Raw genomic sequence first — 25,298 nt, forward strand, 5'->3', positions numbered from 1 at the left:
GACCAATACAGCAAGATAGCTGCTGTATTGGTTTGAAGCAAAATTATGCTTTAACTAACTTTTCTAGATCGGCAGGGCGGTAGTAAACCGACTTAAGCACCTTACCTTGACGAACTATTTTACCGGCCATATCAACGTCTTTAGCGCACTTGGCAATGATAAAATCACCCTTGGTGCTACCCACAATTTCCACGCCTTGCTTGGCGTAAAATTCGACAGTCTCAGCAAGCTCTTGCTCGTTACGGCACACCTTGCTCATATTGCTTGAGTGCACTTCATCCCAACAGGTGACAAAGTCGATCTCACGGTTTTTGGCCACATGTAAAAGTAAATCGATAACGTAGCTGATTTCAAGACGATCACTCACTTGAGTTGCGCCTAAATGCACTAACCTGCCCATTAATACATAAATTGAATCGACGATAGCATCGGCTTGCTCTACACGGCTATCGGCCTCAGCAAGCTCGGTTAGCTCTTCTATCGCAAGCGATGTGTGTAGCGTATCGGCTTTATCATCCAGAGTGCTGATATCTTCAATCGGTAGATCGAAAGTTAAGCGAAACTCTCGAATATCGCGATATAAGTGATCGTATAGTGGCTGATCCAAAGCGGATAATTTCATCGGTAATATGCCTTTGCTGCTAAATAGATTTAAGAGTCGCCATACTAAAGAAATGAGTCTGCAAAGGAAAGCCGTGCTGCGTAATTGAAAATGTCTGAGTGGGGGCGGATCAGGTCTTAAGGCTAAGTAATAGTATCAACAAGCTATTGATTTATTGTGCTCTAGAGCTCAGTGATATTGTAAGGTGAGCCACAATTTCAGCTTGGATCTGATTGATTAAGTTTTGACTGTCTTGATGAGTCAGATCAAGCTCGAACCAGCCATCGGTACCCATGATAGAAAATTGGGTCATAGTGATCGTTTTTGCTTGCTGTATTTCGCCCTGGAGCTTAACGATTCCTATACTGGTGCTTAATCGGCTAATGCTAAAATGACGCATAATTATGGCTTCACTTCCTCAGTTTCTGCTCATTTAACTTCTTATTTTAACTGCTCATTGAAATGCCTTATTTAAGCAGTGATATAAACATCGCTGCTCACTCTATTTTTGATATAAGCCATAAGAGTCATGCTTCCAACTTATTTTGCATAATTGTTGCCATTTTAACCGATAAACCATTCTGAGATGAATTTTTATCACGCGTTAGGTGGGTTTTTAAATATGGGTATTGTTTGCATATTTAATCGATATAGAGTGATTAGTTTGAATGGCTAGGCTATTTTCATATGCACGAAAGACTAGGGTGGCACCAGCGCCCAAGCTCCACGCTAGACGGTGTTGTTAATTTTATGTAAGGATGCTGCTCCAGCCTATCGCTCATATCCATAACATTTAGCTGTTCTGCTCGTCGTAAAGGCGACCCGTTACAGCGTTGAGTGCTTAGCATAGGTAAGAATAATAAGAGGATACCTCATGAGCTCCAATAATGATCTTCAACAGTCAGAGTCGGTGACTATTGACCCTATAGAAGATAGTCGACATCGCGCTCCTTCACTGCTCGACGCCCTGATCCCGATAATCGCTTTGGTCATGATGCTCACTGCCGCCGTGTATCTGTTTTCGTCCGACAGCTCCTACGGTGCCAATCAAATCGCTTTGATTATGGCGGGCTGTATCGGCTTACTTATCGGTTGGAAAAATGGCTACAGCTGGACTGAGATGGAGCAAGGAATTGTTCGCAGTATAGGTGTCGCAACGGGCGCCATATTAATCTTATTCACAGTCGGTTCTTTGATAGGAGCTTGGGTGCTCGCAGGTACGGTGCCCACCATGATCTATTACGGTATGTTAGTGCTCAACCCTGAGTATTTCTATGCGGCCTGTTGCTTACTATGCGCCGTGGTGGCGATCAGTATCGGTAGCTCGTGGACAGTCGCAGGTACCTTAGGCATTGCCTTGGTCGGTGTGGCTTCGGCTATGGGGCTTAATGTGGAAATTACTGCCGGTGCCATCATCAGTGGCGCCTATTTTGGTGATAAAATGTCACCAATGTCAGACACCACTAATTTGGCTCCTGCGGTCGCGGGCACGGATATATTCAGTCATATTCGCCACATGATATGGACGACTGCCCCCAGTATCATTATCGCCATGATTGGCTTTTTAATCTTAGGTTTTAACACCCAGGCGAGCGTCGATAATAATAACTTTGAAACGACCTTATACCTTATTGATACGCAATTTAACCCCGGTGCTCATCTGTTATTACCACTACTTGTGGTGTTGATCTTGGCCTGGAAAAAAATCCCGGCATTTCCGACTGTAATAATCGGTACCATCGCAGGTGCTGTATGCGCGGCACTATTTCAGTTTGAGAATGTGGTCAAGTTTGCCAATGATGCCAGCCTAATGCCCGTGGTTGCACTGGTGAAAGGTATTTGGGTAGCGATGTTTAACGGCTACACAGCTAACACAGGTGATGAAGTATTAGATAATCTCCTCAGCCGCGGTGGCATGAGCAGCATGATCAATACAGTGTGGCTCATTTTATGCGCCATGACCTTTGGCGGTATTATGGAAGTCACAGGCCTGTTAAAGCGTATTTTGCAAAGTATCTTAGGCCTAGTGAAATCAAGTGGTAGCTTGATTTTGACAACGTTAGCGAGTGGTATAGGTGCCAACTTAATTACCGCCGATCAGTTTATTGCCATCGTGCTACCTGGACGCATGCTTAAAGTGGAATACGCAAAACGAGGTTTAGCCCCTGTGAACCTTAGCCGAGCACTAGAAGATTCTGCCACGATTACTAGTCCGTTAATTCCGTGGAACACGTGCGGCGCCTATATGGCCAGTACTCTTGGGGTGGCGACAGTGGCTTATCTGCCTTATGCCTTTTTTAACTTAGTTTGCCCGTTGATTAGTGCTGCTTACGCAAAATATGATTTTAAGATTGAGCGTATAGAGCCGGTTGAAGAAAAGCCTGTTACAGCGGTTGGTTAGTAAACGCTAAGCAAAAAAAAGCCTTGTCAGTTAGTCCCCGACAAGGCGTTTGGCCGTAGCAATTAATAACTGTTATTAATGCAGCAATTAGCAAAGCCAAATATCACCATGGAGAGGGTGAAAATCACTTTAGGACCTAGGATCTTGAGCCTTGATCCTAGAACTAACGCTTCGCGTATTTTGCCGTCAGCTTTTCAAGGTAAGGTTGCACCTCTTTGTCGCCCCAATCGAGGTAGCCACGCAAGAAACCCACAAGGTTACCCGAGCCGTCAAATACATAAGTTGCAGGGACAACGTCAGCAGGCATCACCTGATCGATGCTTTTCTTTGGGTCTAACCAGGTCTGATAATGGCCAAGTTTATGACGCTCTAAGAAAGCTTGCACCTTGTCACTCTCTTCATCGATAGAGATAGGTACCACCACCAAGTCGTTATTCTTATTCACTTGGCGGATGTTTTCCATCTGCGGGATCTCTTTAATGCACGGTGCACACCATGTGGCCCACAGATTCACTAGCACCAGCTTGCCCTTAAACTGTTTTAGGCTGATCTCATCGCCCTTGGTGTCGGTAAACTTTACTTCAGGTACTGATCGCGCCGATTGCATTTCGATAAAGCGTGACATAATTAGCGGCTTTTCAATGGCGTCACCAGTGTTATAAACCTTGGTTGAAGCAACTTGCGCCTGAGCTGGCATAAGCAAAGATGAGAGCACCAGTAAGCCGCTCAGCAGGTGTGTTTTATTCATAGGTGTTAGCCTTCATGTCTTGATGTTTACGTTGTTCACGGATCCACATTACTGCAAACGCAATAATGCCAAATAGTAGCAATATCGGCCCAAACCACAGCACCGCCGTTGCGGCTGAAAAGCTAGGTTGGTATCTGATTTTTTCGCCATAGCGTTGTACTAAAAAGTCGATGATCTCAGCTTTGGACTCACCTTGTTCTAGCATTAAAAAAATCTGACCTTTAAGCTCGCTCGCAATCGGTGCCCCCGAATCAAATAGGTTTTGGTTGACCGACATCGGGCAGCGTAGCTCGTGGGCGATTTCAAAGCCCAAATCACGAATTTGATCTTGGGTGTAGTGGATTTTGTCGCTAGCCGCTTGGGCTGACGCTTGCACCGAAAGACTGATGCACAGCAAAATAGCCAAGCCTGCTAACAAGCGGATTAACGATGAGGTGTAAGCTTTACTCATGCGAGATCTCCTGCTTTACAGGCTGCAGTTTTACAGGCAGCAGCTTGATACGGTGTGTTAGCTGTTTGGCAGCTACGCAGGCGTAGCTGATAAAGACCAGACAGAGCAGCAATAACGCCGCCAAGCATCATCATCAAGCCGCCAATCCAGATCCAGCACGCTAGCGGTTTATGGCTAATACGCACTAAGTATTCAGTCTCGCTAAGCTGCTGACCGCTAGATACATACAGGTCGCGCACTAGGTTGCGCATAATGCCCGCTTGAGTCGTCTCCATGGCGTTGGTTTTAAAGGTTTGACGCTGAGGGGTAATGTAACCAACAACGTTATCATCGCTATCGGTTACACGAATATTGGCCTGAATCGCGGTGTAGCTCTTAGCGTCCACATCAACCGTATCTTCATATACAAAGGTGTAGCCTGCCACGACTTTACCTTGGCCTGGGCCCATTCTTAATAGCTCCTCCGTTTCAAAGTTAGATACCGCCGTGGCGCCGATAATGGTGATTGCCACGCCAAAGTGAGCAATCATCATCGCCGACTTGGTAGCGATAACCGCTAAGCCTTGCTGGCGAAGGCTAAATACTAAATAACTTAATGTCAGCACCACCCAGCTTGCCGCCGTTGCGCCAAGCCATACCCAAGGGTTAAAGCCGTCGCGAGTTTGCATGGCCACTAATACACCTATGATGGCAGCTAGCGCGAAAAGTCCTGCAAGTGGGTATAAGCGATTGAACGACTGCTGTTGCCACTTGAGCAATGGCGCCGCGCCCATGAGCAATACCGCCACGAAGGTGAGCGGCACAAAGATGCTATTGAAATAAGGTGCACCCACCGACAGCGTACCTAAATTAAGCAGTTCAAATAGCAGCGGGTAGAAGGTTCCGAGTAATACAGAGATAGCCGCCACCACTAATACGATATTACCCAGCAGCATTATGGTGTCGCGCGATAGTAGCGCAAATTCCGACTTGGATTTTATCTGGTTGGCTTTTAGGGCAAACAGGGTAAGCGCGCCACACACGAATACCCCAAGCAGGAATAGAATCGACATGCCGCGAGTGGGATCTGAGGCAAAAGCATGCACCGACTGCACAATGCCAGAGCGCACCAAGAAGGTGCCGAGTAAACTCAAAGAGAACGCCAATAAACACAGTAATAAGGTGGCTATTTTAAAGCTGCTACGTTGCTGGCTCAGTACGACACTGTGCAGCAGGGCGGTGGCTACCAGCCAAGGAATAAACGAGGCGTTTTCTACCGGATCCCAGAACCACCATCCGCCCCAGCCAAGCTCGTTATAAGCCCACCATGAACCAAAGGCATTACCGCCCGTTAAGAATACCCACGCCATGAGCGCCCAAGGGCGCAGATAACTGGCGTGCTGTTGAGTAAATTGGCCGCCAAGCAAAGCCGCAATCGCCGCAGCAAAAGTAACAGTTAACCCCACGTAGCCTAAAAACAACATCGGTGGGTGAAAGATTAACCCTATGTCTTGCAAAATGGGGTTAAGGTCGCGACCTTCAATTGGAAAGTTAGGTAGCAAGCGGGCAAAAGGATTAGAGGTAAACAGCATAAACAAGTTAAAGCCTGCAATCACAAACGCCAATATAGCAATCATGCGGCCAATAAACAGTGGGTCTTGATAGCGCGATGAAAACACGATTAAACAACCCCAAATCGCGATGGATACCACCCAAAACAACATGGAACCCTCATGGCTGCCCCACACCGCGGCCACTTTATATAAGGTCGCTAATTGAGTATTGGAATGATTGGCAACATAGGCCACTGAAAAGTCATCAAGCAGGAAAGAGATCAATAAACACAAAATAGAGGCGCTAATGGTAACGGTCATTAATGCTGTTAATGACTTTACATAGCTAAACAGGTAGCTATTTTTTGTATAAGAAGCATAAAGAGGGATAAATGAAAGCAACAAGGCCGACACAGTGCTAATTATTAGAAAAATAAGTCCGAGTTCTGGGATCATCTTAATTATATTCTCTATGTTCTAATAAATTATTGGGTTGGTTATATTCTTTTATTAATGATTTTTCTGTGTGGTTTAATATTAGTTTCTAGCCGTTGTTATATAGCTATTCTTACTTTTCATTAATTCACTACTTTATGTGCAACTATTCAAGCAAAGCCTTAAACAGGCCGTTAAGGCTAAGGGTAGGGTATATTAGTGAAGTGTTTTGTGACCTCTCTAACCTTTATTGCACTCCAGCTACGCAGTGATATTTTTTCACGTCTAAAGGCGCTTTTTTTAGGTTCTTTTAGATATCAAAAAATGCTATTACAAATGAAAAACACACTCGGTATGTTTGTTTAAGTTGTTGTATTTAATGTGTTTTCACTGGTTTTTTACTATCTGCACTTTTCTAGATCTCATTTCTTGCAGTGACGCATATTTTTCGCAAAAAAGATGTGGAAAATAGCGTCAACTCAATTGTTCAGTTGTTCAGTTAACAAGAGAGTGACTTAGTTGAATGATGATGAAAATACTATAACTAGATATATCTAGGAGTGATGATGAAAAGTTGGAAACTTAAAGCAGCCGCAAGTGTGCTGTTTTGTTTCGGCGCAATAGGTAACGCTAGTGCTGCTGGTGATAAATACAATAGCATCCCAGAAATGGGTGCATCGGCTAAGAATGCAATCGCAAACTATGCTGGTACAGAAGAAAGAACAGGTGTTAAATCACTGCACGATTATATTGTTCAAGAAGATGAGTTATTTGATTTCTTATTTCAAAACCATCCAATGTTCAAATATCAAGAAGAAGGTAACTTAATTGGTGATTACCATATTAGTGACCGTGGTGAAGAGTATTTAGATACTGGCGGAAGCCAGGCATACAGCAAGCGTGTAGGTCGTCCAAGTGCAGTTCAGTACCGCCTTGGTGCTAAGTCTACTTTGGATTTCCCAAACAACTTCGTAGGTCCAGAGAAGTGTGCAGAATGTCACGCGACTCAATATGAGAAATGGCAACGTTCGCGTCACGCTAACGTAGTACGTTTCCCAAGTGAAATTACTGATAAAGAAGTACCAAACGGCGACTTAAACGCGCCACTGTACGGCAGCGAAGCATCAATGCTACCAGACGGTGTTCGTGCAAACGACGTTTACGCGATTATCGGTACACCACGTACTAAGTACGGTTTCCTAGATTCATGGTTAGTACGCGGTACTTACCACGTTCGTGACGGTTTGTTATCTGAAGGCACCGGTAAAATGGTTGCTGGTGGTAACCAGTTCTCACGTGGTTGGGCTGAGTGGTTAACGCCAGAAATGGCTAAGAAAATTAATAAAGCCATTCCAGAGTTCCCAGTAACACTTGAAGAATTTGGTGATACAGGTTCGCACAAATGGGGTATGACTTCATACGGTGCTAAGTACGAAAAAGAGATGCTATTCCAGCCAGGTAGCTCTTACTGTGAAATGTGCCACACGTACAAGTTTGACTTCCAAAACCAGCAAGAGTTCTTTGATGCACTTGGCGATGCTAAGAAGCTTCAAGAGCACACTATCTCTAAAGGTATTGCTTGTGAAGAGTGTCATGGCGCGGGCGGTCACTTAGATGGCGGTACTGGCGGTATGCAGTCTAACTGTGAACGTTGTCACCAGCGCTTCTTCTTCGTTGACGCACTAGCTGATACAGAGCAAGCACAAGAGAAAATGGAATACGCATTTGGCGTATACATGAAGTCTGCTTGTCCATCTTGTGGTACTGAAGGCTCGCAAATGTTTGCTTCTGCTCACTACGAGAAAGGCATGCGTTGTACAACTTGTCACGATCCACATGAAGTAACTGACGGCGATTTCCTATCTGGTTTCTCTACGCCAAAGTTGAAGAAAGACTGTGTTGACTGTCACGAAGCGCAAGCAACGATTGCTGACAACACTGACACGCACAGCAACCAAACTTGTCAAAGCTGTCACATGCCAAACATGGGTAGTTGTGAAAACTTCGCTGCGATTCAGTTCCCAGACAGCGCAGGTTTTGACGCGGTTCGTCGTACACACATGTGGAAGATTGATATCGACCCAGAGCGTAAGACACTTAACCCACCTGAAGGTCAACCACGTGATTCAAGCGTGAAAGGCTGGACAGTCGCTAAGAACGAAGACGGTCACAACTACTTAGACTTAATGTGGACTTGTGCTCGTACCGCGATTTCTGACAAAGACGTAGTGGACAACAAGGGTTGTCACAGCCCATTCCAGTCTGAGCTAGAAACGGGCCTACATTACGACGACCAGATGGAAATCTACGGCGAAGTGATGAAGATGCAAAAGCCTGTTAAAGCGGTTTATGCCGAAGTTGAACAAGCTCTTGAGCGTATCGACATGCTACTAGAAGTGACTAAGTTGTCTACTGCAGACAAGACTGAAGTCCTAATGCTAGCTGAGAAAGCACAAGAAACGATTGAGCTAATTAAGAAAGATGGCTCATGGGGTGTTCATGGCTTCCGTTACAGCCAGAAGCGTCTAGACGCAGCACTAACTTATGTTACCCAAGCTCAAAACATTCTTGACGGTGTTGGTTACAGCGCTAAATAAATGTAATTGAGTTTATACCGACCTCAACCTAGGCACGCTTAGGTTGAGGTAACAAAGAGAGAAAATATGAATAGAGTACTGGGAAGTGTCGTTTTCACCGTCTTGTTATCAATGCTATCAGCGGGCAGTTATGCCGGTGGTGGCCAAGAGATGGGCCCTGCTACATATTATGATGAGCCGCTTAATACGATCACCATGATGGAAGCACAAACCTTAGTGGGCAAAGAGGGAGTTTACTTCTTTGATGTCAACACATTGGAATTATGGGCAGAAGGATTCATTCCAGGCGCTGTTTATTTCAACGTAAAAAATTGGAAAGACTTGCTGCCAAAAAACAAAGACGCACTGATGGTTTTCTACTGTGCAAACCGTCTTTGTAATGCCAGTGAAATTGCTGCTCGACATGTGATGAAACTGGGTTACACCCAGGTGCTTCAGATGCCAGATGGAATATATGGCTGGCGTTTAGCTAATCGAGTAACAGAAAAGCCATAACGGATTATGTAAATTTATTTTTTAGTGAGATTGATTGTATGAAAAAGCTTAAAAAAAGTGTCTTGGCCGTTGTGTCTTGTCTAACCCTATCAGTATCTGTGTCATGTTTCGCTAATAGCGATTTGACCACTGACGTTGAAAAGGAATCGTACAGCATAGGTGCATCATTTGGCCACCATATCTCTAGTCAGGTATATGGCCAATCTCAGTTAGGCGCTGAAGTGGATATGGCTCAGGTGGTTAACGGTTTACTCGACGCTTTGAAAGATGAGACAAAAATGTCTAAAGAGGAAATTGTGACTTACCTAAACCAACGTGCTGAAACGCTCAATGCGGCTAAGCAAGTCAAGTTAGATGCTCTGACTGCTAAGAACTTGGCAGCAGGTGTTGCTTTCATGGCTGAAAACGCTAAAAACAGCGACGTTAAACAGACTGAGTCTGGGTTGCAGTATGAAGTGATCACCATGGGTGACGGCGCAATGCCAGCGGGCAATGACGTGGTTACTGTGCACTACAAAGGCACCTTGATTGATGGCACTGAGTTTGACAGCACTTATGATCGCGACGAGCCTAACCGTTTCTCTTTAGTTACCGTAATTGAAGGCTGGCAAGAAGCCCTTGCTTTGATGCCTCAAGGGTCAAAATTTAAGTTAACGATTCCACCTGCACTTGCTTACGGCGACCGTGTTGTTGGCATGATCCAGCCGCATTCGACTTTGGTATTTGAAGTTGAACTTGTCAAAGTTGAAGCACCTGGTGAAGGCGCTCACGGCATGGGACTGAGTGGCATGGGTATGGGTGGCATGATGGGCGGCTCTATGGGCGCCAATCCACACAAATAAATTTGATATTAATTATTGATATAGAGCCAAAATGAACACTGTACTTATTAGTATCCTCATTATTTTATTCTGTTCGGCAGCGTTCCTTTTTTGTCACCATTTAAGGTACGACAAAAAAGTCAGCGAACTTGAATCAGATGTTGGGCACTTTTTTGGCTCTACGATTAACTTCGACTCAGTTGAGGTTAATCAAAACAATAATTATTACTTTGGAACCATTGGTTTCTTTCTAATTAGTGTTTCAGCTTTACTTTATTTAACAGTTGGCAGTTATCAGAATTTGGACTCAGCCAAGGTTGATTACAATATTGATTATTTGCTCGTTGCAGATATTAACAAAGGCCAGAAACTCGCAATAGAAAACCCCGGTGATCCACTAGTGCTATTAGGGCTAGCCCAGTCATATGTTGACGGTGGCTTATACAACGACGCGCTAGGAACCTTAGACCAACTATTGGCGATAGACGCCGAAAACACTGAAGCGTTAGGGCTTAAAGCAACGTCTATGTACTACCGCGATGACCGCGTTATCAACATGGACACTTCTTTAGTGATCGCGAGGGCGCTAACTCTACATCACCAAGAATTACATACCCGATTATTAATGGCTAATGATGCTTACCTTAACGGTAATTATCAAAAGGCGATTGATAACTGGAATATTGTTTTAACCAATAAAGTGCAAGCGTTTAATCGTGGTGCAATTCAATTCGCCATCGACAAGTCTAAGGGCAAATTAACGCAAGTTAAATCCTAGTGGTTAATAACCCCAAATAAACGTACTAGCAAAAATATTAAATATAAAAATTACGTGTCGGTGTTAAACCGATAATCGGAGGATGCTGTGAGTGAAAATCTAGAGAGACGGAGGTTCCTGAAAGGTCTAGGAGCCAGCTCTTTGATATTGGCACCGCTAGGGTGTAGCTCGGTCAAAGACAAGGAAGATACCAACAAGCCTCACTACGTTATGGTTTTCGACCAAAACAAATGTGTTGGTTGCGGTGAGTGTAAGGATGCTTGTAACAAAGCTAACCACTTACCTGAAGGTAAATCTCGCCTGTTAATGGAAGAGCAATCGAGCGCCGTTGAAGGTCAGCCTTGTCCACACTGTGGCAAAACAAATGACTGTGGTTGTCAGCGTAAGTTTGTCCGTGTTTCATGTCAGCAATGTAAGAACGCACCTTGCGTCACTGTTTGTCCAACTGGCGCGGCTCACCGCGACGAGAAGACAGGCATTGTGACTATGGACGCGTCTAAATGTGCTGGCTGTAAGTACTGTATTGGTGCTTGCCCGTATGACGCACGTTTTATCAACAAAGAAACTGACGTAGCCGATAACTGTGACTTCTGTCTAAACAGCAAACTTGCCATTGGCGAGCTACCTGCTTGTGTGCAGCAGTGCCGTTACGATGCGTTGATTTTTGGTGATGCAAACGACCCAACTTCATATGTGAGTAAGTTATTAGCAGTGAAGGACTCGGTACGTATTAAGCCGGGCTTCGGTACTGAACCTAGCTTGCGCTACATCCCTATTGTGAAGTTAGGAGTATAGTCATGGACGGTAATATTGAATTTACCATGGGCCTGTCACAAGGCATCGCGTGGCCTTGGCCAATTGCGGTTTACCTGTTCTTTGCTGGTATCTCTGGCGGCGCACTATCGGTTGCTCTGTTCATTCGTTTCTATAAAAAACAAACTGAAAACACGCCTTTCTTAAAGGCGGCATCTTTAGTTTCTTTAGTCACGATTGCACTAGGTATGCTGTGCTTGGTTTTAGACTTAACCAATCCGCTGTTTTTCTGGCGAATCTTGGTGTTCTACAACCTAAACTCAGTGATGTCAGTGGGTGTTATTGCACTATCTGCCTATATTCCGCTAGTCGCGTTAGTGACCTTGTTTGCGATGGAAGAAGAGATCAAAGCCTACAAGCCTTTGAACTTCTTACTACCAATCATCGACAAGTTACGCGGTATTCGCGCACCATCTGAAAAGCTAGTCCTGCTACTTGCTATGTCAGTGTGTGCTTACACCGGCTTCTTGATCTCTGCACTAATCCGTTTCCCAATAATCAATACTTCAGTATTGCCAGCGCTATTTGTTGCGTCAGGCCTTTCTGCGGGTGCCGCTGCTGCCAAAATGATTGCAGTATCAGTATTCAAAGAAGACTTACACAGCAAAGACATGCACACATTGCATGGCTTTGAATGGCCAGTTATGGCAGCCGAAGCTCTGTTCCTATTCATGATTATCATGTCTTTGGCTACAGGTAATGAAGGTGCACAAGCTGCATTTGCTGGTTTCCATACCGGTATCTGGGCGAACGTGTTCTGGATTGGTGTTGTGGGTATCGGTTTTGTGGGTCCTCTATTGCTTAACTTCGCCACAGGTAAGGCCTTTAGTCATTCAGCTAAAGCGTTTTACATGTCAGGCATGTGTGCAGTAGTTGGCATGATGTGTCTGCGTATGTTTGTTATTTACGCAGGTCAGCTAAATGCCATCTAGTCGAATGAATTCGATAGCCGTATAAGTTTCCCCGACTTAACAGGTGCCTCGATTTTATAGACGAAAGTGAGTAGCGAGTTTGCGGTCACTGACTCTTCAGTGCGCTTGAGCTGAGCCTTTAGTGCTTAGCTTAGCGCGGGAGTGAGTGACCCCTAACTCAATACAAATAATGTTAGTCGTAGTGGTTGTGGTAAAGAAGCCGCAAGTCTTTGAGCGCTTTCCCTATGGGTGCTTAGTGATCTATTCGCTTCATTATTACAGCCATAAATTAGACTAGCTGTGAGTAAGCTAGCCCTTTGATGTCGCCCCTGCAAGGCAATTGAAGGGGTAGCCTGAAAGCACAGTGATTTGGAAATATCATGAAAAAGTTAATCTGTTTACTATTTCTTTTACCTCTACTCAGTGCGTGCAGCGAAAGTAGCGCGGATGCAACCCAATATACTGCAGAGGCGATCCATGAACATGACCGCTGCCACCTGTGCGGCATGATGATCACCAAATACCCAGGACCCAAAGGCCAAGTCCACCTTAAAGGCCAAACAATCGTGCCTAAGTTCTGCTCGACTCGCGACATGTTTAACTTTGCCTTACAGAGCGAAAATAAACGTCAAATTGAAGCGCTATTTGTCCATGATGCTGGCAACACCGACTGGGAAAAACCACAAGATAGCAGCTTTACCGACGCGAAAACGGCCTGGTATGTATACGGTACGATAAAAAAAGCCGTGATGGGTCCAGCTGTAGCCAGCTTTAAGCACCAGGCAGATGCGGTCAACTTTGCCAAAGAGTTTGGTGGGGCTGTATTGCCTTACGACAAGATTGATATCCAGTTATTAGCGGGCGAGTAAATCATCCGCTTTATTTAGAGTCACAGGTAAGTGTTTACTTACTTTTTGAAGTTAATTATGAAAGCAGTCACCCAAAAGCGAATGTTAAAGCGATTACATCGCTGTGCTAAATGCCTCCTGATAAACGTATGGTTTGCAGCACTTGCTAGCCCTGGCAGTGTTGCTGCCACGTATTCGGTCGCCAATGCTGAAATGCTAACTCAGCGACTAAAAAGCGTGGCTGCGGGTGACACCGTTTTACTTAAAGCGGGCACTTACCTAGGCCAGTTTGAGATCCATCAGCCTATTCATCTTACGGGTGAGCTGGGCGCGATTATTGATGCAGAGCACCGTGGCACGGCTCTGGGGATCTTTAGCTCAAATGTACACATCTCTAATGTGCAGATCCAAAATTGGGGCGCCGATCTGTACGAGCGTGACTCTGGTGTTTTTGTGCAAGATAACGCTAATCATGTACGAATCGAATCAAGCCGTCTCAATGGCGATGGCTTTGGCATTTACTCAGAAAACTCAAATCATATTACGGTGGCAAATAATATGATTTCAGGCAACCCAGAGTTGTACAAACTCGACCGAGGTGACGGTGTTTACCTAAAAGGGGTCGACTCACCAGTGGTACATGACAACAAAATTTCCTATGTGAGAGACGGAGTTTACCTCGAAACCAGTACCAATAGCCTAGTGTTCGATAACCGTTTTCACTCGCAGCAATACGGTATTCACTACATGTATACCCAACATGATGAGGCCTATGGCAACGAGGTTAATAACGTTGACGGTGGTTACGCCATCATGAGTTCAAAGTTTGTTAATCTGCATCAAAACCAGGTCTCGAATGCGATTGATTTTGGTGTGCTGCTCAATATCAGCAATTACTGCATTGTGACTAATAACCGCGCGTCGTTAGCTCACAACCCACAAGGAACGCCTGAGCTAGGTAACGAAGGTAAAGGGATCTTTATTTACGGTGCTCGCGACAACGAAGTGACCCATAACCTGTTTGCAAACAACGATATCGGCATCTATATGGCCATGGGCGGCGAAGGCAATAAAGTCTATGGCAACCAGTTTGTGAATAATAATATACAAGTTAAATATGTCGGCGACTCGCTGTTAGAGTGGAGCCATGAAGGGCAGGGTAACTATTGGGGTGGCCATATGGGCTGGGATACTAACCATGATGGCATTGCCGATAAACCATACCGCCCTAACGACAATCTCGACAAACTGTTTTGGCTCTATCCTGAAGCGCGATTCTTAATGAATAGCCCTGTTGTTGCAGTGCTTCGCTGGGTACAAGGTCAATTTGAGTTTGGTCCAGCAACAGGCATCGTAGACAGCTTTCCATTATTAACGCCTCACATGGAGCAATAACCATGGGTCACTGCAGCGCAGTTAATTTGCCAATTGAACAAGATAAGACAGAGAGCATAATGCTTCCCCCTTCGATAAAACTAACCGATGTTAGCCTAAAATATCATGAGTTCACCGCATTAAGTCATGTCAGCTTTGACGTTAAGGCCGGGCAAACTATGGCGCTGTTAGGCCATAACGGTGCGGGTAAATCGAGTCTGATAAAAATCATTCTTGGTTTGATTCCCCCTACCAGTGGCGCGGTTAGTATCATGGGCCAAGCAGCTCAGTCAAACCATCGAAAGCATAACGTTAACTTAGGTTACCTGCCTGAGGATGTTAGCTTCTATGACAAACTCAGCGGCCGTGAAGTCCTATGTTACTTTGCGGCACTAAAGGGCATTGGCATGGCTCGCGTCGAGTCGTTGTTTGAAGAATTTGGCCTTGAATATGCCCAGCACCGCCAGCTAAAAACTTACTCAAAAGGTATGAAACAGCGCCTAGGTGTGGCGCAGGCCATTTTATCAGAGCCTAAAATATTATTACTTGATGAGCCAACGGTGGGGTTAGACCCGCAAGCGTCGCAGTTCCTATACGGCAAAATAAATCAGTTAAAGCAAACGGGTTGCGCGGTGGTGATTTCGACCCACGAACTGTCGTTAGTGGAATCTCATCTTGATACCGCATTGATCATGGCCAAGGGCAAGTGTCAAGCGATAGGGACATGTGCCCAGCTGAGTATGAATAGCGGCTTAAAAAGCAGTATCAACTTCAGTGAGCTGAATGACAGAGTGAAGAGCAATGCTTATCTGCAGCAATATTATCAAGACGGTTTACTGCGTTTTAACGCTGAGCACAAAGCCGACATCATTAAGCACTTAGTCTCGCAATGCCAAATATTTAATTTTGAAATTAAAGAGCCACGGCTTGAAGACATTTATCACGATTTAATGGGGCAGTCTTTACGCTCCGCAGCAGAGCAGTCATAACATGTATATCAATAAACTTACCTCGCCGATCCTCATTATCGCCTATAAAGAGATCTGCGACAGTTCGCGCAATCGTTGGCTTGCTTTTATGGGCAGCATGTTTTTAGTCTTGTCTTTAAGTGTCAGCTTTGCTGGTAGTGCGGTGACGGGAAGTTTGTATCTTCCAGAGCTCAATAGTTTGATGACCAGCTTATCGACCATTTCGGTCTTTATTATTCCATTGGCAGCGATATTGCTCAGCTATGACAGCTTTGTTGGTGAGGACGAGTCCGGTACCTTATTGTTGCTACTTTCCTACCCACTCACGCGGATGCAAATTCTATTTGGTAAGTTGCTCGGCCATGTGACGGTGATGTTTGTTGCCACTGGCGCTGCTTTTGGTTTAACGGCGGTACTATTAATGCTGTTAGGCGACCATTACCACAAGGGGGATCTAATCAGCGCCTTTGTGCAGTTCTTAATAAGTAGCAACCTGTTAGCACTGACCTTTATTTTAATCAGCTATATTGTCAGCCTTAAAAGCACCGAAAAAGCCAAGGCGATTGGCGGTTTACTGCTAATTTGGTTTTTATTTGTCCTTATCTATGATCTGTTACTACTGACTATTTTAGTGTCAGACTTTTCATTCGCGAACCAATATGTCATCAACACCCTCATTGCCATGAGCCCGACGGATCTTTATCGAGCGATTAACCTAGTCGCGATTGATGGAAGCAGTGCCAGCGGCAGTTTAGCCATGATAGCGACAACCGATTGGGGTTTACCTAGCATGTACGCACTATTGCTATTGTGGATAGTGTCATTGACGGGGCTTTCGCATCAAATCTTCAAGCGTAAGCCGCTTTAATGGGATTAAAGCCTCTGAATAACTAGCCCATCAATTTCATGCCTTGAACTCTGTTACTTCTCGACTTGCTGAATCGAGCATCTTGAAGTTACTTGGGTATATATCTAAAGAGGTAAGTTAGCTAAGCGCTAAATTTGTGAGCGTTAGCGACTATTGGCTTACTTACCTCGACTAATTTGAGCCAATAATCACATTCCGCTTAAGTAGTTAACTGTAAACTTCGCGAGTCGAAATATTTATATCTATCAATTACTCCTGATAAGTAGTAGAGGTACATTGTGTTGAAAATTACTCCTTATTTGGAGTTAGATACAGAAGCGAACCAGTTAGTTGATCATGTGAGCGGTAAGACGGTCGGTTTAACTTTCTCAGAATCTGCTGTACTACACCGCCTGTTATTGTCTTCAAATCCCGTTTGCTCAAAAGAAGAGCTTCTTAGCGCTGGCTGGCCCGATCGCGTAGTGGCGGTGACCTCGTTAACTCAATGTATTAGCACCTTGCGTAAAAAGCTCGATGGTTATCGTGAGATCCAATTAAAAACCATTGCTCGTCGTGGTTATCAATTGCATATATCGACCCAATCCCATGTGAAGATGCTAGCAGTCAATGATGCTGAATCGATGCGCGCCGCATTTTTCGATGTGTCTTTACTGGTTAAAATTTCAGGCATCGTAATCGCGTTGCTGTTAATTATTCTTGCCTGGTACTTCAGTGATTATCACAAGGTAAAGCAGAACCTGTCACGCTGGAGTAGCAATGAGCAATTTGAGTTGCAGGTGGGCGGCTTAAAGGGCAGTGCTCAGCTGTTATATAAAGATAATGCGCCGCATCTGCATCCATTTATGTGGGAAAAGCACTTACTGCCAGACACCAGTTTTTTAACTTGTCATGATGATTTTAATGCTTTCGCAGCCACCGATGGTGCCAACTATTCGATGGCACTTTGTCCGGGTAATGATAAAGAACAATGCGCGGGTAAGGGCCTAATTAACATCACGTCGGTCGACTCCGAACCTGCAGAATTAAACCTGCAAAAATTTGTAGATCTGTCGAGCGCCATGGAGCAACGTATTCGCTATAACCGGGTTATGTTGCCTGAGAGCACTGATACTAGCGGCGCTTTTTTAGAGCATAACTACCAAGCGGATGTATATTTTCCGGTTAAAGATGAGCTGCTAATCCGCGCCGATATTAATATGTCACTGATCTATGATTCAGCTGATACTGGTGAGTTTTACTCTTCGACCTGTATTACCGACCAAGATTGCTTAACTACACCGATTAAGTACAAGGTGCGAGGCAAGTTTAAGCAATATTCAGGCATGATTGGCGGCCTTAAGGCTGATATATTCCAGGTTAAGGTCGAGCAGAAAGACTTGATTAAGCCAGATAAACTTAATGACTCGGCGGTGCGTTTTTATCGCGATTTGAGAAAGCGCGATATTAAGGATGAAGAGTTGTATTTCATTCGAATTCATCAAGATCACAAGACGGCGGTGTGGATCATTCCGTTGTTTGGGCAAGTTACGGCTTGGTACCATTATGAGAGGTTTGATATCTAACTTGATATCGAGGTCAAGTTTTGTGAGGCATCAGGCTGCGCCTGACTTATAAGTTAGACTGCGTCTAACAGTTAGCATTATGGGACTGCGTCACTCTTGATAAAGGTCGTGAGCTTCCAGCTCACACTCGGGCAAAAGGGGGACAACAGCTTCCCCCTCTTGCATCTCCCGAGCCGCGCCTAACGAAGTTGTCTTCCTCATGCTTATTCGAAATAGTCTAACGCTTCCGATGGGGCATCCTGCCCCGCGAAAGCTACGCCCACATCCATGTGGGCATCACGACTATTTCATCAACGCACTTCGGCAACTTCGATGGGGAAATGGTGTTTTCTGTTGGTGTAGTCAAAGGTTTGAGAAGAATACTTTTTATATTCAAGAGTTGCTTAATTGATTATCTATATCATTCAGTAGTATGAGTACTTATGATTAACTTAAAGGCTTTATCAATTGGTACTCCTGACGTTGATAGAGCTATAATTTTATCTCTATATTCAGAAACAGGTTTTGTAAGTAAAAATAGATTTTTGTTCTCTTTCCAGTACTCACTCATTAATTTAACTGCTGAATAGGAGGATTTACTTTGTTGATCAAATACTAGCTTTAAGTCGGATAAAGAAAATGCCTCTTCGGAAAGATTGTTGGAGTTATACTCATCAATAGAATCCTCTTTGTGACTAAGTCCTTTAAAGGCTTTTTTTGTCCCATTTACATATTTAATTAGGTAATTGGGAGCATATCCTTCTCCTTTTGTTCCGAAATACACAGCGTTCAATTCGTCTTCACTTGAGTTTTCTATCACTTTCCATAGGTAGTCTAGTTGTTCAATTGTTTTTAGTGTTTCTAATGTCCAAATGATACCACTCATGAATTTGTCCTTTTTTGACAAAAAAATCATTTATATTATTAGCGTAAATGTTTTATTTAATAGACTTATATCGTGAAGCAGTTTTAAAAACGCCCCCATTCAATACAGTCACAGAGTTTTTTTCAAGCTCATATCCCAACTCTTTCATTACCTGTTTAGTCATACTACCTGCTAACTGTTTGAATCTGTCAAAAGTTGCTTTTTCAGCCGATTCAACACGAAAAAATTCAAATTTTTCTCGTAAATAAGGTGATAAAGGCTCAAGTGCAGGCTTTCGCAAAAACGTTGCTGTTTCCATTCGTATTTGATTTTCTGGGGAACATAAAAAGTCCCAAAGAAGTTCAGCCTCAAAAGTTTTTGCTAGCTGAGTAAGAGCTGGTGAGGGTGTATAGTGAATCTCTAAGTTATTCATTTAATGTCTCTTATTTTATGACTGTAGTTAACCTTGTGTATATAATAGGTTTCTTTTGGTGGTATGGTCAATAAGTATTTTTAAAAAAAGAAAGGTTTTATATGAGATATGTTACTCTTGCGTAGAGCCCCATCATAGACACCATCGTTAATGGCATGTTTGTAGGCCTCTTAGCCCCATCATAGACACCCATCGTTAATGGCATGTTTGTAGACCTCTTACTAAGCTTTAGTTATTGCTGAAGTAGGAGGTGATTATGCCCCGCGCTAGAAGTACGCTAATTAGTCTTGAAGACACGCCTTATTATCATTGCTGCAGTCGGGTGGTTCGACGGGCTTTCTTATGTGGTGATGATAAGTACACAGGCAAAAACTATGATCATCGGCGTGGTTGGGTAGAGGAACAAATACTCAAGTTAACAGAAGTATTTGCAATTGATGTAGCAGCCTATGCTGTGATGAGTAACCATCTGCATGTAGTGCTTTATATCGACTTAGAATCCGTTAATCGTTGGTCAGATAGAGAAGTAGTTGAACAGTGGCACAAACTGTTTAATGGTACTGATTTAACTCAGAAGTTTGCTAAAGGTGATGTGATAGAAGAATGTATGGTTGCTACACTCAAGCACCTGATAGCGACATACCGCTCACGCCTCTGTGATATCAGCTGGTTTATGAGGTGCCTTAATGAACCAATTGCAAGGCAAGCTAATTATGAAGACAACTGTACAGGTCATTTCTGGGAGGGGCGATTCAAGAGCCAAGCATTACTGGATGAAGCTGCAGTGCTCGCCTGTATGGCTTATGTAGAGCTTAATCCTATTAGAGCTAAGATGGTCAAAACACCTGAAAAGTCGGACTACACCAGCTTACAATTAAGAGTTAATGCGGCTCTAAAAGGTAAGCAGTCTGCTAAGTTACTGCCGTTTATCGGTAACGAGAGACAACACCAAACCAAAGGTATCAACTTCTCTCTTCAAGATTATCTAACACTTGTAGATGAAACAGGCCGAATCATTCGTGATGACAAGCGAGGAGCCATTTCTCATAGTGCAGAAAAGATATTGAATAGACTCAATATTCCAAGCGATAACTGGATAAAAGTCACCACCGAGTTTGGCAAGCTGTTTCATGGCCCTGTTGGCTCGTTGCAGGAGCTAACTCATTATTGCGAACATTTAGATAAGCGACGACGGCACTTCGCTAATAGCTGTCACCATCTACAAGTCGGCTAAGAACTTCTAAACAAATTACTCGTTATACCGTTCTAGTTCGGTTGGCTTTCCACGCTCGTTTTTTAGCTTATTTACTCTAAACCCCTCAGTTTTATTCAGTTAATCACTAAATTATTTGCCTGCCATCAAATAATGCTACACCTCATGTTTATAGTTTGAGAAAGATTTCGTTATAACGGTTATATTGTTGATTAATAATGGATGGCTTAGCTTAAAATCAGTTGATTAATAATGGATGGCTTAGCTTAAAATCAGCTTAGCTTAAAATCATCATCTCACGACTAATTGTTGAGTGTGAGCGATCTAATAGCCTTCCTATTTCGCGCATGGACTTCTTTTGGTAGTGATACCACTCAAATAACCTTTTACGTTCCCACTCTGTTAAGTGGTTATATTGCTGTCCCATAATCCCCTCCTAATCTTTTAAAAAAGTATAGGTGGTGCACTTCTAGGTTGAACGTGGCTGTTTTAGCTATGTGGTAAACACCGTAATCTAAATGTTTATTTTAACTGCTAAGTTAATCCTTTCTTACCTCTTTGACGTATAGCTTTTGACAAAGAAAATCGTCCGGTAAGTGCTAAAGCAATTGCCTGTCTAAGCTGCAGACCAAACACGAGAGTTAATGGGGTAACCAATGTTTTCAATATTTAAACGAGATCCTGCCAAGAAACTTAAAAAGCTGTATTTTGCTAAGCTTGAGCAAGCGATGCTTGCGCAGAGGAAAGGCGATATTAGAACTTACTCGCTACTGACGGCAGAAGCGGGTGAAATAGATAAACAACTATCAAATCTCAAAATTTCATAGAGCTCGACCATTCCTCAATATCGGCAGTAAAATGCTAATGCTAATCTGAGCTACCGAATATGATCAGGAGACTCAAGACGTTAGTTGTTATACCTAGACTAACTTAGGCTTCAGGCGCGCTGATATGTGACGCCGCCGCACCTCTTTACAACTTGATTCGCATTTTATTGCTATGCAAGATAACCTGCTGTCGCTTTATCTATTTGTTTTCTAATTTGATTCCACCGCCAAGGATGCAGTATGGCCCAGTTTGATAAGTCTGTTTCTATTGTTGTCGATCCAAGTTCCCCCGAGAGTATTACCAATGCATTAGCCGAGTATCGTCAGCGTTTAGCAGACGGTTCGGCGTTTCGCTTAACCATGAATCTGTTGCTCAATGTGCAGTTTGTTAAGCCTGATGGCAGTGCACTGACTATCGAGGATGCAGGAGATAATCGCGCCTTGGTAGAGCAGGCCATTAATACCTGTCGTTTTGAGGAAAAACAGGCCTACATCAGTGAACCTGTGCTGTTTGGCGCTGCATTGAATTTCCCAGAACTTATGCCTGCGGTGGTTGAAACGGTTACAGCTTTGGTGGCGTTTTCCCGCAGTCGCAATGACTCTAACGATCTTTGGATAGATGATTACAACGCATTCGGTATCGAAGCCTTGTATATGCTGATTGCAACCGAGGTTAGTTATAGCCCGATGCTCGCTCGTTTTCTGGTGCCTTACTGGGATACGCAAACCATGGCGGCACCGCTGTACTTGCTTGCTGGTTTAGTTGCTAAGCATGGCTGGACGCAAGACCTGATCAAGGCTTATGTCTGGTGCGATAGTGCTGAGGTACGCAGTTATTTTTATGCAGAGACGTCGTCTGAAGAAGCGGATGCGGTGCAACCAGACTTATTGTCGCACCTACAATCCAATCCTGACGATTATCGCTATTTTAAAAACGAGCTTTTAGCGCGACTGCAAACCAGTCCTATTTTAGCGCTTGCGGACGCAACGAACTCGCTGACGCAGATGCTGTTTGAGTATTACGACAGCATGGGCGCTTGGCCTGTGGGATGCGATCGCTGGCAGCTTGAAGACGAGGCTGAATTCTCAAAAGAGGAATGGCAAGACAAGGTTAAACAACAGCTTATTTGTGGCGCTAAGGTTGAAGATGAGATTATCGCCTTAGCGGCAAGCCTTACTGAAACCCGCAGCGAATCGGATTTTTTTGCTATAGCCGAAGCGCAGCGCAATGGCGTTGATAACGTTTATCAAGCTTGGATGCAGCCCGCTGAGGCTGAGCAAGAGATTGATACTGCAGCAGATCCAGAAGTTGAAGCAATCGAGTGGGATGAAGCAACTGGGCGTAGATTCTTTACCTGCTTGAACCCAAGAACAGATTTAATCAGCCAAAATCGACTTGAACGTCTCAGTGATGAGCTTGGCTATCGTGACGGCCAAGAAATCATTGAAGCCTTACCTTATATGCCGTTGCATCTGGGGAGTAGTACTTATCTTGCGCTACGGTTGCTTAATAACCCCAGTCTTGCCGAGCGTACAGCAATTGAGCAATGGCTTGAGCAGCACTTAAGTAAGCTACTCACTGACTTTGTCCTTAAGTATTGCGAAGTACCAGAAGAGGCTAGCGAGGCACTGCATCAGTGGCTTTGCTGTGCTGAGTTTGAAGCAGTTTCTGGAGCTGACTCTCAAGCTGACAATACAGAGAGTATTGACGCAGAAATGATCGAGATTGTGCGCGCAGGTATGGCAAAAGATGGGGGTAAGTCAGGGCCTGAAATCAGCGCTAAACAAGCGGCTTATTGGACCCTGTTTACCCATGATGCGGGTCAGCGCTGCATGTTAACCACCTTGTTTTTACAAAGCGCAAGTAAGCAAAATCAGGCTGAAACGAGTCAGCTCGATCCCTCTAGTCAGGTTGTGCTGTTAGCTAAAAGACATTGGCAACTCTGGCTGTCGCTAGCGCCCCAGCGAGTGATAAATCGCATTGTGAAGTTTAAGGCCGATTATTCGCTTTACGCGGCGATTGATGCTCAAGATGCCGAGGCCGGTTTATTCGATTTATTGCAGCAACACGGTGTAACAGATGCCATGCTTGAAGCCTTTACTTTGATGGTAGATCAACAAGTCGCTGACTATCGTCCTGCCGATCCCCGCTTTGCCCTGCGTTATGCTAGCAAGGTCGCGCAATATGCAGAGTTAGAACCAGCTGATACCTCTATGATAGGGCGTCAGCAGTGGCTGCAATTCGAGGCCTTATTGCAGCAGCTTGAGTACTGCCGTGAAGATCAAGTGCTGGAGTTTTTACAGCATATTAATGCTATCAACCCAGATATGCCGCTGCCGATAGTCCCCATGTTTGAGACCGCCTTGCTCAATACCTTAAAAGAGGATTTCGATGACGCGAGTGCGCAAACTCTGTATGACAAACTGATGGCCTATCTTGCCAGCGGTGAGGGATTAGAGACGTTGAGCCCAGAGGCGTTAAAAATGCCAAAACTGCAGGGCTGGAACCCATACCCAATGCACCGCAGTAAACTCGGGCCGGCTGATTTTATCTGGATGCTACCAAGCGAAATGGCGCAGCGCCTAGCGCTGTTTTTAGCGCAACTAGGTAAGCGTGGCTTACATTGGCTAGGAAGGAGTTCAGTAGAGAGCGCCTATGTTGCCTGTCTTATTCAACGTGGTGAGCTGCAAATGGCAGAGCGCTGGAGCCATTGTGAAGTTGGCAATGAGCGTCACCGAGACAGTGAGATGGGCGATGCGCTCGATATCGCCAAACAAAGCTGGGTACTCAACTGGCTTGATAACGCCGGCGTACCAGAGGCATCTTTGGTGTATTTCGCCGTGCATGAAGGCTATGAGCAACAGGCGTTTGTATGCAGATTAGCGGCAGAAAACCGCTTGCCGGATATGCAGAATTGGTTGACGGCTAATGAGCGGGGACAATTACTTGCGATGCTGCAAGGGGCTGGAACATTGCCACAGGCCACCACAGAAGGTTTTTTGCAAGATTGCTCCAGCGCTGTGAAGCAGTTGGCTAATAAGCTGTTTGGTAACCGAACTTAACAGCAATAGAACTGGGTGGCTGTGTTGCTGCCACCCTTACTCCTTTTTGCAAAGTAAAAGTGCAAGTTTAAAGTGCAAGTTCAAAGTACAAGCTCAAAATAGAAAACATTTTTCAAAATAGAAAACATTTTTCAAAATAGAAGCTCATTACTCATTGCTCATTGCTCATAACGGTTTTACACGTCGTATCTAAGCCAATTAGTCTAGATTCCAATTCTTAAAAATAGCCCCTTAAAAATAGTCCCTTAAAACACGTTTTAAAGCCCTTTACCCTGGACTTGGGCGCTAGAGGGAGATCCGTTTATCATTTTGCTGCAATACACCAACGTCAACCTACTCCCTTTATGATTATAACTGCGCTAGGCCTTATACCGCCTAAGCTTGCGAGACTTCCTTATTAATCGCTGCTTGGTTTTTAATCGCTGTTTTGTAACTTTTTTGCGCTTTAAGAAACGTTTAACGTGCATTTTTATATCTAAAAACATCTCTCTGGCTGTATTTATCTTTCTGTTTTTTAACGTAAATGTTGTTTTCACATCTAATCGCTTCTAATGCTTTTTTTAGTGTGCTGTAGCTCAGGTTTTTACTGTTTTTTATATGGAAAATAGACATCGCTCAGTTGTTTAGCTCAATCGGTGAACGGTTAGTTTTTAAAAAAGTGTGCTTATAAAAGCATGCAAAAACAGTGATAAAAAATAAAATAATGATAAGTAGG

General features: G+C 44.2%; 23 protein-coding genes. 15 read left to right on the forward strand and 8 right to left on the reverse strand.

The annotated features are described in order from the left end of the window. Positions 1-43 precede the first annotated feature (43 nt). Complete coding sequence (locus ACVBIU_RS12060) at positions 44-622, reverse strand: nucleoside triphosphate pyrophosphohydrolase family protein (RefSeq protein ID WP_447160838.1); 579 nt, start codon at positions 620-622, stop codon at positions 44-46. 151 nt (positions 623-773) lie between these two features. Further along, a complete protein-coding gene (locus ACVBIU_RS12065; protein WP_447163874.1) occupies positions 774-1,001 on the reverse strand; it encodes a hypothetical protein in 228 nt (75 codons plus the stop codon). 474 nt (positions 1,002-1,475) lie between these two features. Between ACVBIU_RS12065 and nhaC the strand changes: the two genes are divergently transcribed. Beyond that, entirely contained in the window at positions 1,476-3,002 is a 1,527-nt protein-coding gene (gene nhaC, locus ACVBIU_RS12070) for a Na+/H+ antiporter NhaC (RefSeq protein WP_447163875.1), read from the forward strand. A 163-nt stretch (positions 3,003-3,165) separates the two neighbouring features. Here the strand turns inward: nhaC and ACVBIU_RS12075 are convergent, their stop codons facing one another. Genes ACVBIU_RS12075 through ACVBIU_RS12085 form a run of 3 tightly spaced genes read right to left on the reverse strand, consistent with a single transcriptional unit; the run spans position 3,166 to position 6,189 of the window. Continuing rightward, positions 3,166-3,750 carry a TlpA family protein disulfide reductase gene (locus tag ACVBIU_RS12075; protein ID WP_447163876.1) on the reverse strand — a complete coding sequence of 195 codons (585 nt, stop codon included), beginning with the start codon at positions 3,748-3,750 and terminating at the stop codon, positions 3,166-3,168. Then, positions 3,743-4,201: a cytochrome c-type biogenesis protein gene (locus ACVBIU_RS12080; protein WP_447160842.1), complete on the reverse strand. Its 459-nt coding sequence runs from the start codon at positions 4,199-4,201 to the stop codon at positions 3,743-3,745. Before ACVBIU_RS12080 ends, ACVBIU_RS12075 begins: the two co-directional genes overlap by 8 nt. After that, complete coding sequence (locus ACVBIU_RS12085; RefSeq protein ID WP_447163877.1) at positions 4,198-6,189, reverse strand: heme lyase CcmF/NrfE family subunit; 1,992 nt, start codon at positions 6,187-6,189, stop codon at positions 4,198-4,200. Before ACVBIU_RS12085 ends, ACVBIU_RS12080 begins: the two co-directional genes overlap by 4 nt. Positions 6,190-6,734: 545 nt before the next feature. On the opposite strand from ACVBIU_RS12085, the gene ACVBIU_RS12090 reads away from it, so the two are divergent. From ACVBIU_RS12090 to ACVBIU_RS12140, 11 genes are all read left to right on the forward strand, one after another. After that, positions 6,735-8,765: a multiheme c-type cytochrome gene (locus ACVBIU_RS12090; RefSeq protein ID WP_447163878.1), complete on the forward strand. Its 2,031-nt coding sequence runs from the start codon at positions 6,735-6,737 to the stop codon at positions 8,763-8,765. A 66-nt stretch (positions 8,766-8,831) separates the two neighbouring features. Next, positions 8,832-9,260 (forward strand): rhodanese-like domain-containing protein, encoded by a 429-nt coding sequence (locus ACVBIU_RS12095; RefSeq protein WP_447160845.1) that lies wholly within the window; start codon positions 8,832-8,834, stop codon positions 9,258-9,260. A gap of 38 nt (positions 9,261-9,298) precedes the next feature. Continuing rightward, positions 9,299-10,102: an FKBP-type peptidyl-prolyl cis-trans isomerase gene (locus ACVBIU_RS12100; protein WP_447160846.1), complete on the forward strand. Its 804-nt coding sequence runs from the start codon at positions 9,299-9,301 to the stop codon at positions 10,100-10,102. A gap of 31 nt (positions 10,103-10,133) precedes the next feature. Then, complete coding sequence (locus ACVBIU_RS12105; RefSeq protein ID WP_447160847.1) at positions 10,134-10,859, forward strand: tetratricopeptide repeat protein; 726 nt, start codon at positions 10,134-10,136, stop codon at positions 10,857-10,859. Between the two features lie 87 nt (positions 10,860-10,946). Further along, positions 10,947-11,654 carry a 4Fe-4S dicluster domain-containing protein gene (locus ACVBIU_RS12110; RefSeq protein ID WP_447160848.1) on the forward strand — a complete coding sequence of 236 codons (708 nt, stop codon included), beginning with the start codon at positions 10,947-10,949 and terminating at the stop codon, positions 11,652-11,654. 2 nt (positions 11,655-11,656) lie between these two features. Beyond that, entirely contained in the window at positions 11,657-12,604 is a 948-nt protein-coding gene (gene nrfD / locus ACVBIU_RS12115; RefSeq protein WP_447163879.1) for an NrfD/PsrC family molybdoenzyme membrane anchor subunit, read from the forward strand. Positions 12,605-12,963: 359 nt separating this feature from the next. Beyond that, on the forward strand, positions 12,964-13,452 hold the full coding sequence (locus ACVBIU_RS12120; protein WP_447160850.1) for a nitrous oxide reductase accessory protein NosL: 489 nt from the start codon (positions 12,964-12,966) through the stop codon (positions 13,450-13,452). 57 nt (positions 13,453-13,509) lie between these two features. Further along, on the forward strand, positions 13,510-14,826 hold the full coding sequence (gene nosD, locus ACVBIU_RS12125; protein WP_447163880.1) for a nitrous oxide reductase family maturation protein NosD: 1,317 nt from the start codon (positions 13,510-13,512) through the stop codon (positions 14,824-14,826). A gap of 59 nt (positions 14,827-14,885) precedes the next feature. Continuing rightward, positions 14,886-15,794 carry an ABC transporter ATP-binding protein gene (locus ACVBIU_RS12130; protein WP_447163897.1) on the forward strand — a complete coding sequence of 303 codons (909 nt, stop codon included), beginning with the start codon at positions 14,886-14,888 and terminating at the stop codon, positions 15,792-15,794. A 1-nt stretch (position 15,795) separates the two neighbouring features. Further along, positions 15,796-16,641 carry an ABC transporter permease gene (locus ACVBIU_RS12135; protein ID WP_447160852.1) on the forward strand — a complete coding sequence of 282 codons (846 nt, stop codon included), beginning with the start codon at positions 15,796-15,798 and terminating at the stop codon, positions 16,639-16,641. Between the two features lie 278 nt (positions 16,642-16,919). Further along, on the forward strand, positions 16,920-18,203 hold the full coding sequence (locus ACVBIU_RS12140; RefSeq protein ID WP_447163881.1) for a winged helix-turn-helix domain-containing protein: 1,284 nt from the start codon (positions 16,920-16,922) through the stop codon (positions 18,201-18,203). Positions 18,204-18,603: 400 nt separating this feature from the next. Here the strand turns inward: ACVBIU_RS12140 and ACVBIU_RS12145 are convergent, their stop codons facing one another. Together ACVBIU_RS12145 and ACVBIU_RS12150 are read right to left on the reverse strand one after the other, a co-directional pair. Beyond that, entirely contained in the window at positions 18,604-19,068 is a 465-nt protein-coding gene (locus tag ACVBIU_RS12145) for a hypothetical protein (protein WP_447163882.1), read from the reverse strand. 52 nt (positions 19,069-19,120) lie between these two features. Then, on the reverse strand, positions 19,121-19,480 hold the full coding sequence (locus ACVBIU_RS12150) for a hypothetical protein (RefSeq protein WP_447163883.1): 360 nt from the start codon (positions 19,478-19,480) through the stop codon (positions 19,121-19,123). Between the two features lie 256 nt (positions 19,481-19,736). On the opposite strand from ACVBIU_RS12150, the gene ACVBIU_RS12155 reads away from it, so the two are divergent. Beyond that, entirely contained in the window at positions 19,737-20,714 is a 978-nt protein-coding gene (locus ACVBIU_RS12155) for a transposase (protein ID WP_447163884.1), read from the forward strand. Positions 20,715-20,970: 256 nt separating this feature from the next. On the opposite strand, the gene ACVBIU_RS12160 is transcribed toward ACVBIU_RS12155, so the two are convergent. Then, a complete protein-coding gene (locus ACVBIU_RS12160; RefSeq protein WP_447163885.1) occupies positions 20,971-21,120 on the reverse strand; it encodes a helix-turn-helix domain-containing protein in 150 nt (49 codons plus the stop codon). 229 nt (positions 21,121-21,349) lie between these two features. Here ACVBIU_RS12160 and ACVBIU_RS12165 point away from each other — a divergent pair, with 229 nt between their 5' ends. Next, positions 21,350-21,520: a DUF6435 family protein gene (locus ACVBIU_RS12165; protein ID WP_439267683.1), complete on the forward strand. Its 171-nt coding sequence runs from the start codon at positions 21,350-21,352 to the stop codon at positions 21,518-21,520. A gap of 240 nt (positions 21,521-21,760) precedes the next feature. Next, positions 21,761-24,583, forward strand: a complete 2,823-nt coding sequence (locus ACVBIU_RS12170; RefSeq protein ID WP_447163886.1) for a hypothetical protein — start codon at positions 21,761-21,763, stop codon at positions 24,581-24,583. Positions 24,584-25,298 lie beyond the last annotated feature (715 nt).

The sequence above is a fragment of the Shewanella sp. 30m-14 genome (assembly GCF_052977125.1).

Excerpts from the sequence above, each read along its gene's own strand:
- ACVBIU_RS12060 (WP_447160838.1), bottom strand. The coding sequence starts at position 622 with ATGAAATTATCCGCTTTGGATCAGCCACTATACGATCACTTATATCGC.
- ACVBIU_RS12065 (WP_447163874.1), bottom strand. The coding sequence starts at position 1,001 with ATGCGTCATTTTAGCATTAGCCGATTAAGCACCAGTATAGGAATCGTT.
- nhaC (WP_447163875.1), top strand. The coding sequence starts at position 1,476 with ATGAGCTCCAATAATGATCTTCAACAGTCAGAGTCGGTGACTATTGAC.
- ACVBIU_RS12075 (WP_447163876.1), bottom strand. The coding sequence starts at position 3,750 with ATGAATAAAACACACCTGCTGAGCGGCTTACTGGTGCTCTCATCTTTG.
- ACVBIU_RS12080 (WP_447160842.1), bottom strand. The coding sequence starts at position 4,201 with ATGAGTAAAGCTTACACCTCATCGTTAATCCGCTTGTTAGCAGGCTTG.
- ACVBIU_RS12085 (WP_447163877.1), bottom strand. The coding sequence starts at position 6,189 with ATGATCCCAGAACTCGGACTTATTTTTCTAATAATTAGCACTGTGTCG.
- ACVBIU_RS12090 (WP_447163878.1), top strand. The coding sequence starts at position 6,735 with ATGAAAAGTTGGAAACTTAAAGCAGCCGCAAGTGTGCTGTTTTGTTTC.
- ACVBIU_RS12095 (WP_447160845.1), top strand. The coding sequence starts at position 8,832 with ATGAATAGAGTACTGGGAAGTGTCGTTTTCACCGTCTTGTTATCAATG.
- ACVBIU_RS12100 (WP_447160846.1), top strand. The coding sequence starts at position 9,299 with ATGAAAAAGCTTAAAAAAAGTGTCTTGGCCGTTGTGTCTTGTCTAACC.
- ACVBIU_RS12105 (WP_447160847.1), top strand. The coding sequence starts at position 10,134 with ATGAACACTGTACTTATTAGTATCCTCATTATTTTATTCTGTTCGGCA.
- nrfD (WP_447163879.1), top strand. The coding sequence starts at position 11,657 with ATGGACGGTAATATTGAATTTACCATGGGCCTGTCACAAGGCATCGCG.
- ACVBIU_RS12120 (WP_447160850.1), top strand. The coding sequence starts at position 12,964 with ATGAAAAAGTTAATCTGTTTACTATTTCTTTTACCTCTACTCAGTGCG.
- nosD (WP_447163880.1), top strand. The coding sequence starts at position 13,510 with ATGAAAGCAGTCACCCAAAAGCGAATGTTAAAGCGATTACATCGCTGT.
- ACVBIU_RS12130 (WP_447163897.1), top strand. The coding sequence starts at position 14,886 with ATGCTTCCCCCTTCGATAAAACTAACCGATGTTAGCCTAAAATATCAT.
- ACVBIU_RS12135 (WP_447160852.1), top strand. The coding sequence starts at position 15,796 with ATGTATATCAATAAACTTACCTCGCCGATCCTCATTATCGCCTATAAA.
- ACVBIU_RS12145 (WP_447163882.1), bottom strand. The coding sequence starts at position 19,068 with ATGAGTGGTATCATTTGGACATTAGAAACACTAAAAACAATTGAACAA.
- ACVBIU_RS12150 (WP_447163883.1), bottom strand. The coding sequence starts at position 19,480 with ATGAATAACTTAGAGATTCACTATACACCCTCACCAGCTCTTACTCAG.
- ACVBIU_RS12155 (WP_447163884.1), top strand. The coding sequence starts at position 19,737 with ATGCCCCGCGCTAGAAGTACGCTAATTAGTCTTGAAGACACGCCTTAT.
- ACVBIU_RS12160 (WP_447163885.1), bottom strand. The coding sequence starts at position 21,120 with ATGGGACAGCAATATAACCACTTAACAGAGTGGGAACGTAAAAGGTTA.
- ACVBIU_RS12165 (WP_439267683.1), top strand. The coding sequence starts at position 21,350 with ATGTTTTCAATATTTAAACGAGATCCTGCCAAGAAACTTAAAAAGCTG.
- ACVBIU_RS12170 (WP_447163886.1), top strand. The coding sequence starts at position 21,761 with ATGGCCCAGTTTGATAAGTCTGTTTCTATTGTTGTCGATCCAAGTTCC.